The organism is Terrabacter sp. P5_B1 (assembly GCF_056400505.1).
The window spans coordinates 1-15,650 of record NZ_JBFULD010000058.1; the positions used below are offsets into that span (position 1 = coordinate 1).

13 protein-coding genes and 1 pseudogene are annotated in these 15,650 nt (G+C 69.7%); 10 read left to right on the top strand and 4 right to left on the bottom strand.

Translation table 11 applies throughout. The features are described 5' to 3' along the window. Positions 1-120 precede the first annotated feature (120 nt). The 3 genes from rlmB (at position 121) to AC1DP0_RS06525 (ending at position 2,634) form a co-directional block, all read left to right on the top strand. Positions 121-1,092: a 23S rRNA (guanosine(2251)-2'-O)-methyltransferase RlmB gene (gene rlmB / locus AC1DP0_RS06515; protein ID WP_478083057.1), complete on the top strand. Its 972-nt coding sequence runs from the start codon at positions 121-123 to the stop codon at positions 1,090-1,092. Between the two features lie 164 nt (positions 1,093-1,256). Further along, positions 1,257-2,117, top strand: a complete 861-nt coding sequence (locus AC1DP0_RS06520) for a DUF929 family protein (protein WP_478083058.1) — start codon at positions 1,257-1,259, stop codon at positions 2,115-2,117. A 4-nt stretch (positions 2,118-2,121) separates the two neighbouring features. Next, a complete protein-coding gene (locus tag AC1DP0_RS06525) occupies positions 2,122-2,634 on the top strand; it encodes a vitamin K epoxide reductase family protein (protein ID WP_478083059.1) in 513 nt (170 codons plus the stop codon). Between the two features lie 11 nt (positions 2,635-2,645). On the opposite strand, the gene AC1DP0_RS06530 is transcribed toward AC1DP0_RS06525, so the two are convergent. Continuing rightward, positions 2,646-3,890 carry a DUF4032 domain-containing protein gene (locus AC1DP0_RS06530; RefSeq protein WP_478083060.1) on the bottom strand — a complete coding sequence of 415 codons (1,245 nt, stop codon included), beginning with the start codon at positions 3,888-3,890 and terminating at the stop codon, positions 2,646-2,648. A gap of 84 nt (positions 3,891-3,974) precedes the next feature. Then, the gene (locus AC1DP0_RS06535; protein WP_478083061.1) at positions 3,975-5,078 is read right to left on the bottom strand and encodes an ABC transporter ATP-binding protein; all 1,104 of its coding nucleotides are present in this window, start codon (positions 5,076-5,078) and stop codon (positions 3,975-3,977) included. 287 nt (positions 5,079-5,365) lie between these two features. Here AC1DP0_RS06535 and AC1DP0_RS06540 point away from each other — a divergent pair, with 287 nt between their 5' ends. The 5 genes from AC1DP0_RS06540 to AC1DP0_RS06560 all read left to right on the top strand — a co-directional run bounded on the left by AC1DP0_RS06540 (position 5,366) and on the right by AC1DP0_RS06560 (position 12,232). Then, positions 5,366-6,685 (top strand): sugar ABC transporter substrate-binding protein, encoded by a 1,320-nt coding sequence (locus AC1DP0_RS06540; protein WP_478083062.1) that lies wholly within the window; start codon positions 5,366-5,368, stop codon positions 6,683-6,685. A gap of 160 nt (positions 6,686-6,845) precedes the next feature. Continuing rightward, positions 6,846-8,390 carry an ABC transporter permease subunit gene (locus AC1DP0_RS06545; protein ID WP_478083063.1) on the top strand — a complete coding sequence of 515 codons (1,545 nt, stop codon included), beginning with the start codon at positions 6,846-6,848 and terminating at the stop codon, positions 8,388-8,390. Then, positions 8,390-9,334: a sugar ABC transporter permease gene (locus AC1DP0_RS06550; RefSeq protein ID WP_478083064.1), complete on the top strand. Its 945-nt coding sequence runs from the start codon at positions 8,390-8,392 to the stop codon at positions 9,332-9,334. The genes AC1DP0_RS06545 and AC1DP0_RS06550 overlap by 1 nt, the downstream gene beginning before the upstream one ends. Then, positions 9,331-11,217 carry a glycoside hydrolase family 13 protein gene (locus AC1DP0_RS06555; protein WP_478083065.1) on the top strand — a complete coding sequence of 629 codons (1,887 nt, stop codon included), beginning with the start codon at positions 9,331-9,333 and terminating at the stop codon, positions 11,215-11,217. The genes AC1DP0_RS06550 and AC1DP0_RS06555 overlap by 4 nt, the downstream gene beginning before the upstream one ends. Before the next feature lies 1 nt (position 11,218). Further along, positions 11,219-12,232: a LacI family DNA-binding transcriptional regulator gene (locus AC1DP0_RS06560; RefSeq protein ID WP_478083066.1), complete on the top strand. Its 1,014-nt coding sequence runs from the start codon at positions 11,219-11,221 to the stop codon at positions 12,230-12,232. A 108-nt stretch (positions 12,233-12,340) separates the two neighbouring features. Here AC1DP0_RS06560 and otsB read toward each other — a convergent pair whose 3' ends face one another. Together otsB and AC1DP0_RS06570 are read right to left on the bottom strand one after the other, a co-directional pair. Beyond that, complete coding sequence (otsB, locus tag AC1DP0_RS06565) at positions 12,341-13,144, bottom strand: trehalose-phosphatase (protein ID WP_478083067.1); 804 nt, start codon at positions 13,142-13,144, stop codon at positions 12,341-12,343. Then, on the bottom strand, positions 13,141-14,655 hold the full coding sequence (locus AC1DP0_RS06570; protein ID WP_478083068.1) for an alpha,alpha-trehalose-phosphate synthase (UDP-forming): 1,515 nt from the start codon (positions 14,653-14,655) through the stop codon (positions 13,141-13,143). Before AC1DP0_RS06570 ends, otsB begins: the two co-directional genes overlap by 4 nt. Positions 14,656-14,810: 155 nt before the next feature. On the opposite strand from AC1DP0_RS06570, the gene AC1DP0_RS06575 reads away from it, so the two are divergent. Both AC1DP0_RS06575 and AC1DP0_RS06580 read left to right on the top strand, forming a co-directional pair. Next, complete coding sequence (locus tag AC1DP0_RS06575; RefSeq protein ID WP_478083069.1) at positions 14,811-15,242, top strand: CBS domain-containing protein; 432 nt, start codon at positions 14,811-14,813, stop codon at positions 15,240-15,242. Positions 15,243-15,368: 126 nt separating this feature from the next. Beyond that, a pseudogene (locus tag AC1DP0_RS06580) lies at positions 15,369-15,650 on the top strand (serine/threonine-protein kinase); the annotation flags it as partial.

Here is a 15,650-nt window from a genome sequence, read left to right on the forward strand (position 1 = left end):
GGGCCCAGTGGTCCCTCGCCCGCCCCGCGCGCGGCGACGCGGGCGCCGCCACCGACACCACCGACCCCACCACCGACGTCACCACCGCGGCCCCCGGGGCCGAGAAGGCATAGGGCTGACATGCCAGGCAACTCCCAGAGGCGCGGCGCCATCCGCAAGAGCAGCAAGGGTGCGACCGTCGGTTCGGGCGGTCAGCGTCGCCGTGGGCTCGAGGGCAAGGGCCCGACGCCCAAGGCCTCTGAACGCGAGTACCACCCAGCGCACAAGCGCGCCAGGGTCGCGGCGAAGCGGTCCGGTTCCGGTGCGCCCGGTCCCGGTGGCCGCGGCCAGGCCCGGTCCAAGAGTCGCAGCAAGGCCTCGAGCGAGATGGTCTACGGCCGCAACTCGGTCGTCGAGGCCCTGCGTGCCGACGTGCCCGTGGCGACGATGTACATCGCCACCCGCATCGACACCGACGACCGCGTGCGCGAGGCGCTCAAGCTCGCCACGGAGCGGGGGCTCGCGATCCTCGAGACGCCACGCGGCGAGCTCGACCGGCTCACCGACGGCGGCGTGCACCAGGGCATGGCTCTGCAGGTGCCGCCCTACGAGTACGCCCACCCGAACGACCTCATCGACCCCGAGATGCCCGGCATCCCGCTCGTCGTCGCCCTCGACGGCATCACCGACCCGCGCAACCTCGGCGCCATCGTGCGCTCCGTCGCGGCGTTCGGCGGCCACGGCGTCGTCGTGCCCGAGCGCCGCTCGGTCGGCATGACCGCGTCGGCCTGGAAGACGTCGGCCGGCGCCGCGGCCCGCATCCCGGTGGCGCGCGCGAGCAACCTGACCCGCGCGCTCGAGGAGTTCAAGAAGGCCGGCTTCTTCATCCTCGGTCTCGACATGGACGGCGACGTGGAGCTGCCCGACCTCGCGCTCGCCACGGAGCCGCTCGTCATCGTCACCGGCTCCGAGGGCAAGGGCCTCTCGCGCCTCGTGCGCGAGACGTGCGACCAGATCGTCTCGATCCCGATGAGCTCGGCCGTCGAGTCGCTCAACGCCGGCCTCGCCACGGGCGTCACCCTCTACGAGATCGCCCGCCAGCGCCGCCGCTGACGTATGCCGTCCGGCCGGCAGCGTGGGCTCGGGAACTTCGGATGGACCTCCCACGCTGGTCGGAGTGGTGCTCGATAGAGTGCTGAGGAACGACTACGCCCTGTAGTAACACCGGGGCGTCACGCGAGCGCTGCCGACGCGCAGCCGAACCGAAGGACGTATACGTGGCGAAGAGCACCCGTGCCGAGACGGCCGCGCGAGCGGCGCAGCTGCGTGCCGAGGCCGCCCGCAAGGAGCGCCAGCGCACGCAGGTCATCGCCGCGTCGGTGGCGGTCGTCGTCGTCATCATCGCCGTCGTGCTCGGGGTCGTCATCGCCAACCGGCCCAAGGACGCTCCCGCCGCGACCGCGGGCAGCGGGGGAGCGGCGGCCCTCGCCACGCTCGAGAAGCTCCCGGCATCGCTCTTCGACAAGGCGCCGGCGCCCTCGCCCGCGCAGGCGCCCGCCAAGCTCCAGGGCGGCACCCCGCTGACGCAGGACGGGAAGCCCAAGGTGCTCTACGTCGGCGCCGAGTACTGCCCGTTCTGCGCCATGGAGCGCTGGGCGCTCATCGGCGCGCTGTCGCGGTTCGGCACCTTCACCGGTGTGACCGAGACCAGGAGCTCGAGCACCGACGTGCACCCCGACACGCCGACGTTCTCGTTCAAGGACGCGAAGTACACCAGCGACGTCGTGGCCTTCGAGGCTGTCGAGACCCAGGACCGCGACGGCAAGCCGCTGCAGACCCTCGAGGGCGACAACCTCGCGCTCTTCCAGAAGTTCAACCCCGGCGGCGGCATCCCGTGGATCACCTACGGGGGGACCACCGCCACGAACGGTGCGACCGTCGAGGCCAACGCCTTCGAGCGCAAGACCTACGACCAGATCATCGCCGGCATCCAGGACCCGACCTCCGACATCGGCAAGACGGTCACCCCGGCCATCAACATGATCACGGCCCAGATCTGCGACCAGACCAAGGGCAAGCCGGCCAACGTCTGCACGAGCCAGGGCGTCCAGTCCGCCTCCGTGCTGCTCAAGCGGTGACCTCGTGAGCTCGCTGCGCGGCGACGTCGCCCCGGGTCCCACGGCCGCCGACGTCGGGCGTGCGCGCCCGGTCTGGCTCGCGCCGGTGTCGTTGGTCCTGGCCCTCGCGGGTCTCGCCGTGTCGGCATACCTCACGTTCGAGCACTTCACCGCCAACGCGACGCTCGCGTGCAGCATCAACGGCATCGTCGACTGCGCCAAGGTGACCACGAGCGCCTGGAGCACGTTCCTGGGGGTGCCGGTGGCCCTGCTCGGACTCGTCTTCTTCATCGTCGCGCTGGGCCTCACCCTGCCCCGCGTGTGGCGGCGGCCGGAGCGCTGGCTCGACGGGGTCCGTCTCGGCTGGCTGACGATCGGCATCGGGATGGTGCTCTACCTCGTCTGGGCCGAGCTCTACCGCGTGCACGCGATCTGCCTGTGGTGCACGGCGGTCCACGTCGTGACGTTCCTGCTGTGGATCGTCGTCCTCTTCGGCCAGATCCTCTCGGCACCCGCCGAGGAAGCCCTCGCGGACTGAGCCGGCTCGCTTCAGTCGAAGCGGCTGATGACCGGCATCTCCTCGGTGTCGACCCCGAGCACCGACTTCTCCTCCGGCTTGGCCGGCAGGACGTTCGCGACGTAGTCGCGCAGCGCGTCCTCGATGGGCGTGTCGTGTCCGGCGCGCTCGCTCATGTACCACCGGTGCTCGAGCACCTCGTGGAAGATCTCGGCGGGCTCGAGCCGGCCGGTGAGCTCACGCGGCACGGCACGCGTAACCGGCTCGTAGACCTTGGCCAGCCAGTCGTGCGCCAGGATCTCCTCGTCGTCGCCCTGACGGTCGGTCGCGGCGGCATACGCGTCGAGGTCGTTGAGCAGGCGGCGCGCCTGGTTCTCGCCGACGTCGAGGCCGGTGAGGCGCAGCAGGCGTCGGGAGTGGTGGCCGGCGTCGACGACCTTGGGGGTGATGACGATCTCGGTGCCACCGATGTCGGTCGTGATCGAGAGCTCGTCGACGTCGAAGCCGAGCTCGTTGAGCCGGCGGATGCGCTCGTCGACGCGCCACCGGTCGCCGAGCTCGAATCGCTCCGTGCCGGTGAGGGCGTCCCACAGCGTGTGGTAGCGCTCGATGATCGAGGCGGACACCTCGAACGGGTCGGCGTGCTCCTCGAGGAAGCCGCCGGCCGCGAGGTCCATCAGCTCGCCGGCGATGTTGACCCGGGCGATGTCGAGATCGTGCTCGCGCTGGCCGTCGGACAGCCTGGTGTGCAGCTCACCGGTCTCGGCGTCGACGAGGTAGGCCGCGAAGGCGCCCGCGTCGCGGCGGAAGAGGGTGTTGGACAGCGACACGTCGCCCCACCAGAAGCCCTCGAGGTGCAGGCGCACGAGGAGCACGGCGAGGGCGTCCATGAGGCGCACGGCGGTGTCGGGCCGGAGGTTCTGGCTGTAGAGCGCGCGGTAGGGCAGCGAGAACTGGAGGTGCCGCGTGATGAGGCAGGCGTCGAGCGGCTCTCCGTCGGCAGAGGTCCGGCCGTGCACGACGCCGAACGGTTCGACGCTGGGGACGTCGAGGCGGTGCAGGCTGCGCAGCATGGCGTACTCGCGGTCCGCGATGTCGTCCTTGATCTCCTTGACGGCGAGCACGCGCGGCCCGAGCTTGACGAAGCGCACGACGTGGCGCGAGATGCCGCGGGGGAGCGCGGCGAGGTGGCTCTCCGGCCACTCCTCGAGCGGCGTCGACCACGGCAGGTCGAGCAGGGCGGACTCGGGTCGGGCGGTGGTGATCTCGAGCGTCACGCGATCATCGTGGCACGCCCGCCGACAACCGTCGATCGACGCCCAGCGGCATACGGAAGAGCGTGGCGCGCGAGGCGCTGCCGGTCAGTCGCCGACGCGCAGGCCCGACTCGGAGTTGAAGACGTGCACGTGGCCCGGCTTCGGCTTGAGGAAGATCTTCTCGCCCTTCTCCGGGGGGCGACGGCCGTCGACGCGCGCGATGAACGGCACGGCGCCGGCGTTCTCACCCGTGGCCTCGAGCAGCTTCTGCTCGGTCGAACCGTAGATGTAGGCGTCGGCGCCGAGCTCCTCGACGACGTCGACCGTGACGGGGATGCCCGAGGCGTCGGACGACAGCTCGAGGTCCTCGGGACGGACGCCCAGCGTCACGTCCTTGCCGACGCCGGAAAGGTCCTCACGTGCGATCGGCACGGTGTGGCCGTGCAGGTCGACCCCGCCGTCGCTGACGGGGACGTTCATGAGGTTCATGGCGGGGGAGCCGATGAAGCCGGCGACGAAGACGTTGGCCGGGTGGTCGTACATCCGGCGCGGGCTGTCGCACTGCTGGAGGATGCCGTCCTTGAGCACCGCGACGCGGTCACCCATCGTCATGGCCTCGACCTGGTCGTGCGTGACGTAGACCGTCGTGACGCCGAGGCGGCGCTGGAGCGAGGCGATCTGCGTGCGGGTCTGGACGCGGAGCTTGGCGTCGAGGTTCGACAGCGGCTCGTCCATGAGGAAGACCTGGGGCGAGCGCACGATGGCGCGGCCCATGGCCACACGCTGACGCTGGCCACCGGAGAGGGCCTTCGGCTTGCGGTCGAGGTACGGCGTCAGGTCGAGGATCTTGGCGGCCTCCTCGACGCGCTTGCGGATCTCGCCCTTGTCGACGCCGGCGATCTTGAGCGCGAAGCCCATGTTGTCGGCGACCGTCATGTGCGGGTAGAGCGCGTAGTTCTGGAACACCATCGCGACGTCGCGGTCCTTGGGGGACAGGTTCGTCACGTCGCGGTCCCCGATGAGGATGCGTCCGCCGTTGACCTCCTCAAGGCCGGCGAGCATGCGCAGGGAGGTGGACTTGCCACATCCGGAGGGACCGACGAGGACGAGGAACTCCCCGTCCGCGATCTCGATGTTGAGCTTGTCGACGGAGGGGACCGGGTTGCCCGGGTACTGCCTCGTCGCGTTGTCGAACGTCACTGTTGCCATGGCTTCATTGCCTTCCTTCACCGGCAGGAACGTGCCGGACGATCCGTTGTAAAGGTGCCTGCCCGGCTGAGCAGGCACCGTCATCATGTCCCATGCGCAGCGGCTTGACCACCCCTGACCGCCCCTGCGCCCACGCAAGGTGCCTCGCCCGTGGCGCCCGGGACCCTCCGGTTGTGTCCAGAACGTTGCAAAAAGTTGCTGCAAGCGAGTCGCCACTATTTGCAACTTCTTGCTACATTCCGGGTCACCGGTGGCGGCGTGTGCCACCTGGCTTCAAAGGAGAATCCATGCACAAGCGTGCGCTCGGCGCTGCTGCTGTCACGGGTGTTGCCGCCCTGGCCCTCAGCGCCTGCGGTGGGTCCAGCCCCACCACCCCGTCCAACACTGGTGCCGCCGGCACGAGCAAGGCGACGACCTCTGGCACCCCCGAGACGCCGAGCGGCACCGCTGCTCCCGTCCGTGACGCCAACGTCGACCTCGTCATCTGGACGGACGCCGACCGGTCCAAGGCGGTACAGAAGTACGCCGACCAGTTCGCCGCCGAGAACGGCGTGTCGGTCAAGGTCCAGATCGCCACCGACACCCGCACCCAGTTCAAGGACGCGACCAAGGTCGGCAAGGGCCCGGACGTCATCGTCGGCGCCCACGACTGGCTCGGCGAGCTCGTCCAGAACTCGACGGTCGCCCCGGTCAACCTCAGCTCCGACGTGGCGGGCAAGTTCCTCCCGACCGCCATCGCGGCCACCAAGTTCAACGGCCAGTCCTACGGCGTGCCCTATGCCGTCGAGAACATCGGCCTCATGTACAACAAGGACCTCGTCCCGAACGCCCCCAAGACCATGGACGAGCTCGTCGCCACCGGCGAGAAGCTCGTCAAGGAGGGCAAGGCCAAGCAGGTCCTGTCGCAGTTCGTCTCCAAGGTCGGCAACGCCTACTTCGCCTACCCGTACCTCTCGGCCTTCCCCGACGGCGGCATCTTCGCCACGAAGGACAACGGCGACTACGACCCCAACAAGCTGATCGTCAACAGCGCGGGCTCCGTCAAGGGTGGCGACGTCCTCGCCAAGCTCGGCCAGATGAAGGTCCTCTCGACCAACGTCGACGACACGAACCAGGACGCGCTCTTCGACACGAAGGCCGCACCGTTCATGATCTCCGGTCCCTGGAGCGTCGCGAAGGCCAAGGAAGCCGGCATCAACTACGGCATCGCCCCGCTGCCCAGCCTCACCGGCGGCGGCGCCATGCAGCCGTTCCTCGGCGTGCAGATGTTCTACGTCTCCAGCAAGGCCAAGAACGCGGCCCTCGCACAGGAGTTCGTCACGAACTACATCCCGCGCAAGGACGTCCAGCTGGCGCTCTTCGAGGTCGGCAAGCGTCCGCCGGCCCTCAAGGAGGCCTATGACCAGGTCTCCGCGAGTGACCCCGACGTCAAGGCGTGGTACGAGGCCGGCGTCGGCGGCAAGCCGATGCCGAACATCCCGGCGATGAACTCGGTCTGGGGCCCCTTCGGCCAGGCGACCGCGGACATCATCGCCGGCAAGGCGGGTGCCAAGGAGCGTCTCGACGCTGCTGCCAAGGAGATCGCTGCCAACATCGCCAAGGGCTGAGCTCCCTCGGTTGACAGGGGTTCCGGGGTCCGCCGCCGTGGCGGACCCCGGAACCCCGGCAGACACCGGCCCGGGCACGGGCCATCAGGGAGCTCCTCGGGGAGCTCCCCTTCGTGTATCTACGGCAACGGCGCCGGCCCGGCGCAAAAGGACGTGTCACATGACCAAGCCCCTCGCGCTCGCGATCAAGTGGGTTCTCATCGTCGCGACGATGGTCGGCATCCTGTGGATCGCCACCAGGCTCGCCCAGGCAGGCAACACGATGGCCGTCGTTCTCGCCGGACTCGTCGGGATGGGGATCCTCGCCGTCTACGCGACGCGCCGGTCCGTGCCCCTGAAGTACCTCGTGCCGGGTCTGCTCTTCATGACCCTCTTCCAGCTGTGGCCGGTGCTCTACACCGCTAGCCTGTCGACGACGAACTACGGCGACGGTCACCTCTACAGCAAGGAGGAGTCGGTCACCGACATCATCGCGCAGTCGGTGCGAGAGGTTCCCGACACGCCGCGCTACAAGATGTCGGTCGCGATCGCCGAGGGGGGTGACCCCGCCAGCGCGGACCTCGTGCTGCTCCTGACCAAGCCCGACAGCTCGATGTACATCGGCGACAAGAAGGGCCTGCAGTCGCTTCCGGCGACCGGGGTAGAGAAGACGCCGATCGGCAAGATCATCAAGGCGCCGGGCTACACCATCCTCAACGCCCGGCAGGCCAACGCCCGCAGCAAGGACCTCTCGGCCATCGCGGTCCCGACGAGCGACGGCGGTGGCATCAAGCCCGTCGGCCTCTCCGAGGCCTTCGAGGGCAAACCGACCGCCACCTATGACGCGGCTGCAGACAAGCTCAAGGACTCGTCCACGACACCACCGACGGTGTACGTCCCGAAGGACGCGCGCTGGGTCAACGCGGCGGACTCGAGCCAGTCGTTCCCCCAGGGCTGGAAGGAGAGCGTCGGGCTCGCGAACTACACGCGCATCTTCACCGACCCGACGATCCGCAGCGGCTTCTTCGGCATCTTCGTCTGGAACGTCGTCTTCGCCATCGTCTCGGTGCTCTCGACGTTCCTGCTGGGCATGCTCATCGCGCTGCTCTTCAACGACCCCAGACTGCGCGGCAAGGCGGTCTACCGGTCCCTGCTGATCCTGCCGTACGCGCTGCCCGGCTTCGTGACGGCGCTGGTCTGGAAGGGCATGTTCAACCAGGACTACGGCATCATCAACCAGACGCTGGGCCTGAGCGTCGACTGGCTGGGAACGTCGGCCGGGGCCAAGGCCGCGATCCTCATCACGAACCTGTGGCTCGGCTTCCCCTACATGTTCATCGTCTGCACCGGGGCGCTCCAGTCGATCCCGCAGGACGTGCGTGAGGCGGCGACCATCGACGGTGCCAACGCCTTCCGGACCCTGCGCTCGATCATCATGCCGCTGCTCCTCGTGGCCGTCGGGCCACTGCTGCTCGCGTCGTTCGCCTTCAACTTCAACAACTTCGGGCTCATCTACCTGCTCACCAAGGGTGGCCCGTTCAACGGCGCCGACACGAGCATCGGCTCGAGCGACCTGCTCATCACGTATGCGTTCCGCCTCGCCTTCTCGGGCAGCGCGCCGAACTACGGCTTCGCGGCAGCGGTGTCCGTCATCATCTTCCTGCTCGTGGCGCTGATGAGCATCCCGGGCTTCCGTCGCACCAAGGCCCTCGAGGAGGTCAACTGATGTCGACCCTCAACGCTCCCGTCCCCGCTGACGCGCGGCTGGACACCCGCATCGAGCAGGAGACCGGTGCTCCGACTCCGCCGTCGCCCAGGCGCCGCGGCCCCGGTGGCTCGGTGTGGTGGCGTCACGCCCTGGGCATCCTCGCCCTGATGTGGGCCCTCTTCCCGATCCTCTTCATCTACTCGGCAGCGACGAACCCCAGCGGCACGCTCAACACGGCGAGCCTGTGGCCCTCGGGCTTCTCGACGAAGAACTTCACCGACCTCTTCAACGACAGCTCGCGCCCGTTCTGGACCTGGTACAAGAACTCGATGGTCATCTCGCTGGTGGGCGCGCTGCTGGCGGTCTTCCTCGGTGCGTGTGCGGCGTTCGCCTTCTCGCGCCTGCGGTTCAAGGGCCGCCGGCCCGGCATGATGTTCCTGCTCCTCACGACGTTCTTCCCGGCGCTGCTCGCCATCGTCGCGACGTACATCATCTTCGCCGGCATCGGTGACGTGCTGCCGTCCATCGGCCTCAACACGACCAGCGGCCTCGTCCTCGCCTACCTCGGTGGCGCGCTCGGCGCCAACGTGTGGCTGCTCAAGGGCTACTTCGACACGGTCCCCAGGGAACTCGACGAGGCCGCGATCGTCGACGGGGCGAGCCACGCGCGCATCTTCTTCACGATGACGCTGCGTCTCGTCATGCCGATCCTCGTCACGGTCTTCATGCTCGTCTTCGTCGGCCTGTACGGCGAGTTCATGCTGGCGAGCGTCTTCCTCACCGATGTCGACAACCAGACGCTCGGTGTGGGCCTCTACGGCATGACGCTCGGCAACGACGCCAACACCCTCTTCGGGCGGTTCACGGCCGGCGCCCTGCTCGGCTCCATCCCCGTCATGCTGCTCTACCTCGCCTTCCAGAAGCAGCTCGTCGGCGGCCTCACCACGGGATCGGTCAAGTGAGCCCTGCCTCGACCCGCCAGCAGACGTGGCTGAGCCAGCCGCACCACGACGGGTCGGGGCGGTACGTCTCCCACCCGACGCCTCGCCTCGGCGACCGCGTCGACGTGCTCGTCCGGGTGCCGCTCGAAGCCGGTGTCGAGGCCGTCCACGTGCGCACCGCGCCGGACGGCGAGGCGACGTTCACCGTGGCTCGCAAGGTGCGCACGACCGCCGCGGACGCCTGGTGGCGCGCAACCCTGACGTGCCACAACCCCGTCACGAACTACCGGTTCCTGCTGACCGGTGGTCCGACGAAGTACGTGTGGCTCAACGGAACCGGGGTCCACGAGCGGGACGTGCCCGACGCCGGCGACTTCCGGCTCGTGGCGCACGCGAGCCCACCGCCGGACTGGGCGCTGGGGTCGGTCGTCTACCAGATCTTCCCCGACCGCTTCGCCCGCTCGGCGCAGGCCGACAAGCACGAGACGCCGGACTGGGCGATCCCGGCCGCGTGGTCCGACCCTGTCGACATCAGTCCCAAGGGGGTGGCGCACCAGCTCTACGGCGGTGACCTCGACGGCATCACCGAGCACCTCGACCACCTCGAGTCGCTCGGCATCGACGTCGTCTACCTGACGCCCTTCTTCCCGGCCCGCTCCAACCACCGCTACGACGCGTCGTCCTTCGAGCAGATCGACCCGCTGCTCGGCGGCGCCCCCGCGCTGCGCCGGCTCACGAAGGCGGCGCACGACCGCGGCATGAAGGTCATGGGCGACTTCACGACGAACCACACGGGCAACGCCCACGAGTGGTTCCTCAAGGCCACCGGTCCGGGCGGGAGGAACACGCCGGAACGGGACTACTACATCTGGGAGGACGGCACCTACGTCGCCTGGCTCGGCGTCCCGTCCCTGCCGAAGCTCAACCATCTCAACGCCGCACTGCGCCATCGCATCTTCGAGGACCCGCGGGGGGTCGTCCGCAAGTGGCTGGGCCGCTCGGGCGGGCTCGACGGCTGGCGCGTCGACGTCGCCAACATGACGGGCCGCTGGCGCGACACCGACGTCAACCACGACGTCGCGCGGCAGATGCGTGACGTCATGGGCAGGGTGGCCCCGGACGCTCTGCTCGTCGGGGAGCACTTCCACGACTACACCCCCGACGTGCCCGGTGACGGCTGGCACGGCGTCATGAACTACGCCGGCTTCTGCAAGCCGGCGTGGACGTGGCTGCGTCAGGAACCCAAGGACCCGCGCTTCCTCGGTGCCCCGGTCCCGCTGCCCCTGCTCGACGCCGGTGCGGTCGTCGACACGATGCGGGACTTCACGTCACGCATCGCCTGGCAGTCGCTMGTCCACTCCTTCAACCTCGTCGGGTCGCACGACGTGCCGCGCATCCGGACGCTGGTCGGACCCGAGTACGTCGAGGCCGCCGCAGGCCTGCTTCTGACGTTCCCGTCGATGCCGATGATGACGTACGGCGACGAGATCGGCATGGAGGGCACGTTCGGCGAGGACGGACGACGTCCGATGCCTTGGGACGACACCGTCTGGGACGCAAGCACTCTCGCCGCCTACCGCGGCCTCATCAAGGCGCGCCAGCGCTCGGTCGCCCTTCGGCGCGGTGGCCTGCGCTGGGTGCACGCCGAGGGTGACGCGATGGTCTACCTGCGCGAGACCCTCGACGAGGTGGCACTCGTCCACGTCGCGCGGGCCGCGCACGAGCCGGTCGTCCTCGAGCCGCGCCACCTCGCGGGAATCGAGTCCGGCTCGTCTCTCCACGGACGTGCGCCCAAGATCGGCAAGCGGGCTGTCACACTGAGCGCCTCGGGGCCCGGCGTGACCATCTGGACGTGGCGGCCCACCGACGGCGGCCCACGGCACGGGCGACGAAGGGGGAGGTGACGTGAAGGCACGACTGCGCGACATCGCGGAGCAGGCGAGCGTGTCCGAGGCCACGGTGTCTCGGGTGCTCAACGGCAAGCCGGGCGTGGCCGAGTCGACCCGCCAGGCGGTGCTGACGGCGCTCGACGTCCTCGGCTACGACCGCCCGAGTCGCTTGCGCCGCAAGAGCGCCGGCCTGGTCGGCCTCATCGTGCCGGAGCTGACGAACCCCATCTTCCCCGCGTTCGCGCAGATCATCGAGAACTCGCTGGCGCAGAACGGCTACACGCCGGTGCTGTGCACCCAGGTCGCCGGGGGAGTGCACGAGGACGACTACGTCCAGATGCTGCTCGAGCGGGGGGTGGCGGGCATCATCTTCATCTCCGGACTGCACGCCGACACGACGACCGCGCCGGACCGCTACATCGCGCTGCGGGACCGCAACCTGCCACTCGTCCTCGTCAACGGCTACATCGACGGCGTCGACGCGCCCTTCATCAGCAACGACGACGTGGCCTCGATGGGGCTGGCGCTCGAGCACCTCGTGAGCTTGGGCCACCGGGAGATCGGCCTCGCTGTCGGGCCCGACCGCTACGTCCCGGTCATCCGCAAGATCGCCGGCTTCCGTCACTCCATGCAGGAGCTCACCGGCCGGTCCGACGTCGACGACCTCATCGAGCGTTCGCTCTTTTCCGTCGAGGGCGGCGCGACGGCGGCCGGTCGCCTGCTCGACCGCGGGGCGACAGCCGTCGTGTGCGGTTCGGACCTCATGGCCCTGGGCGCGATCCGCGAGGCCCGCAAGCGTGGGCTCAGCGTGCCTCGCGACTTCTCCGTTGTCGGCTATGACGACTCGACCCTCATCGCCTTCACCKACCCGCCCCTGACGACGGTGCGCCAGAGCGTCAACGCCATGAGCGCCGCAACGGTCCGGGCGCTCCTCGACGAGATCGCCGGGCAGCCTTCTCCCCGTGCGGAGTACGTCTTCCGCCCCGAGCTCGTGGTGCGCGGCTCGACAGGCGCCGTCCGGCGCCACTGAGCGGGGACGCGCTCGAGGCGGCGGAACGGCATACGCCCTCGGTGTCCGTGCGGTGTGGGGCTCACGAACTCCGCCGGGGGCGTATGCCGGGTGGCGCGGTCGCTCTGGTCAGCGTGCGATGCGGGTGGCGGAGCAGAGTTGCCACAGGCGCTGGAGGAGCGCGGCCGCTGCAGGCTCGTCGTCGACGCGGTAACGGGCTGCTGTCGAGCCGGTGCCGACCTTCACGGTGAGGTCGTCGGGGCGGCGCATCCGCGTGAAGGCGTCCTCGTCGGTGACGTCGTCGCCGAGGTACATGCGCGCGCCGGCGTCGACGTGACGACCCAGGGCGGTGACGGCAGAGCCCTTGTCGGCGTGCGAGACGGAGAGCTCGAGCACCGACTTGCCCTTGAGCACCTTAACCCCCGGATGGTCGAGAGCCACGCGTCGGGCATCGGCGATCGCTGCGTCGCCCGTCTCGCGGGGAAGGCCCCTGACGTGGACGACGACGGCGGCCGACTTGTGCTCGATGCCGGCGTCGGGATGGTGCTCCTTGACGAGGGCCTCGATGTCGGAGCGGAGCTCGGCCAGGGTCGCCTCGTCGTCGGGCGTCACGGCGGCGGCCTCCATGGCCTCGCGCACAGCGGGGCTCGACGACTCGGCGCCGTGGCTGCCGATGAGGACGATCGGCTCGTCCTCGCCGATCTCGGTGAGGGTGCGCAACGTCGCGAGGTCTCGACCGGACACGACGGCGACGTGGACCCCGGGGAGGCCCGCGAGCGAGCGCAGCGTGTCGATGGCGCCGGGGACCGGCGTCGCCTTCATCGGGTCGGCGTCGAAGGGGGCGAGCACCCCGTCGTAGTCGGTGGCCACGAGCAGAGTGGCAGCCTCGGCGGCGCGCTCGAGCGCCTCGCCGATCGGTGCGACGGCGCTCACGGGCGCGCTCCGCTCGAGGCGGCCTGCGAATCGTTCGGTGCCGGCATGAGCGGCGCCTCGTCCCTCTCCGAGGAGGGCGCGTTGCGCGGCTCGGCGTGGGGGAGGTCGGGGGCTGCGGCGAGCGCTGCGAGGTAACGCGCCGCCCACCGCTGGACGTCGTGGTCGGACACCCGGCGGCGCAGGGCCTTCATGATGCGCTGCTTGTCCTTGGCCGGTGTGTTGATGGCGCGCAGGATCGTCTGCTTCAGGCCCTCGATGTCGTGCGGGTTGCAGGCGAACGCCTGGTGGAGCTCGTGCCAGGCGCCGGTGAACTCGGAGAGGACGAGCGCGCCGCCGAGGTCGTGGCGGCACGTGACGTACTCCTTGGCCACGAGGTTCATGCCGTCGCGCAGCGGCGTGACGAGCATGACGTCGGCGGCCTGGAAGAGCGCCGCCATCTCCTCGCGGGGGTAGGAGTGGTGGAGGTAGTGGACGGCCGGCGCGCCGATCTTGCCGAGCTCGCCGTTGATGCGACCAACGGTCTGCTCGATCTCGCCGCGCAGGATCCGGTAGGCGTCGACGCGCTCCCGGCTGGGGGTGGCGACCTGCACGAAGGTGACCTCGGGCGGACCGATGCGTCGCTCGGAGAGGAGCTCCTCGTAGGCCTTGAGGCGGTGCCGGATGCCCTTGGTGTAGTCGAGCCGGTCGACGCCGAGCATGAGGACCTCGGGGTCGCCGAGGCTCTGGCGGATCTCGCGGGCGCGCGCCATGACGTCCGGCTGCTTGGCTAGCTCCTCGAGACCGCGGAAGTCCACCGAGATCGGGATGGCGGCAGCGCGGACCTGGCGGTGCGACCCCTCGACGTTGACGCGGTCGCGCCTCGTCTGCGCACCGAGCAGCTGGCGGCAGGCGCGCACGAAGTTGCGGGCGTCGGCCTGGCGCTGGAAGCCGAGGAAGTCGGCGCCGAGCAGGCCGTCGAGCAGCTGGGCGCGCCAGGGCAGCTGGGCGAAGAGCTCGACGGGCGGGAAGGGGATGTGGTTGAACCACCCGATGCGCACGTCGGGCCTCAGCTTGCGCAGCAGCGTCGGCACGAGCTGCAGCTGGTAGTCCTGCACCCAGACGGTGGCACCCTCGGCGGCGACCTCGGCCACCGCCTCGGCGAAGCGCTGGTTGACGGTCTGGTAGCTCGACCACCACTCGCGGTGGAACGTCGCCGGCACGATGACGTCGTGGTAGATCGGCCAGAGCGTGTCGTTCGAGAAGCCCTCGTAGTAGTCGCGGACCTCGGCGGTCGACAGGGGGACCGGGTGCAGGTGGATGCCCTCCTCGTCGAATGGCTCGGGAGCGTCCCCGGCGTCGCCGGCCCAGCCGACCCAGGCGCCCGGCTGGGCCCGCATGACCGACTCCATGGCGGTGACGAGGCCGCCCGGGCTGCGCCGCCACTCGACCTCGCCGCCGTCGGTGATCACCTTGTCGACGGGCAGCCGGTTCGCGGCGATGACGAGGTCGTAGGTCGGCCGAGGGTTCGGCACGCAATCAACTCCTGCGGCTGGACAACGGGACGGGACTCACTCTAACGAGCGAAGAGTGGCGCCCGGTGCAGTCCCGCTCTAGGGTCGGAGTGAAGGCATCTCTGGTGGCTCGGACGGGCCACCGGCGGGCACCGGGCCGAGGCGAAGGAGTCGTCGTGAAGGTTTCGGACGTGCTGCGCAGCAAGGGCAGCGAGGTCATCACCATCAAGCCCGACGAGACGATCTCCGGACTGCTCGCGCTGCTGGCCGAGCACCGGATCGGTGCGGTCGTCGTGAGCAGCGACGGCTCGACCGTCGAGGGCATCGTGAGCGAGCGCGACATCGTGCGTCACCTCCACAGCAGCGGCACGAGCGTGCTCGAGGCGAGGGTGTCGCAGATCATGACGGGCGAGGTCACCACCGGGTCGGCCGACGACAACATCGCCGACCTGGCCGGCACGATGACCGAGCTGCGGGTGCGCCACGTGCCGATCGTCGACCGCGACGGCAAGCTGGCGGCCATCGTCAGCATCGGTGACATCGTCAAGCACCGGCTGTCCGAGCTGCAGTCCGAGCGCGACCAGCTGCGCGACTACAWCACCCACTGAACGCACGGCTCAACCGGCCGTGGCAACCGAACCGGTTGAAACGCCTGAACCGGACTGATCGGGACACTCCGCAGCACGCAACGGCAACGTTCCGGCGCTGGCCCGCCCGTCGCATACCGTAGGGGCATGACTGCGTACGACCGGACCGAGCGGGTGCCCACCCCCCGGCCCGGCCCGCGCACCGGTCCCCGCATCGGTGGACCCGCGGGGCCGCGGTCCGGAGGTCCGGGTTTCGAGCAGCGGATCGGCCCCTACCGCCTCATCGAGGAGATCGGCGAGGGCGGCATGGGGGTCGTCCACCTCGCCCTCGACCCGCGGGGGCGCGCCGTCGCGATCAAGGTGCTGCGCGCCCACGTCGCTCACGACGTCGACGCCCGCCAGCGACTCTCGCGCGAGGTCGACACGCTC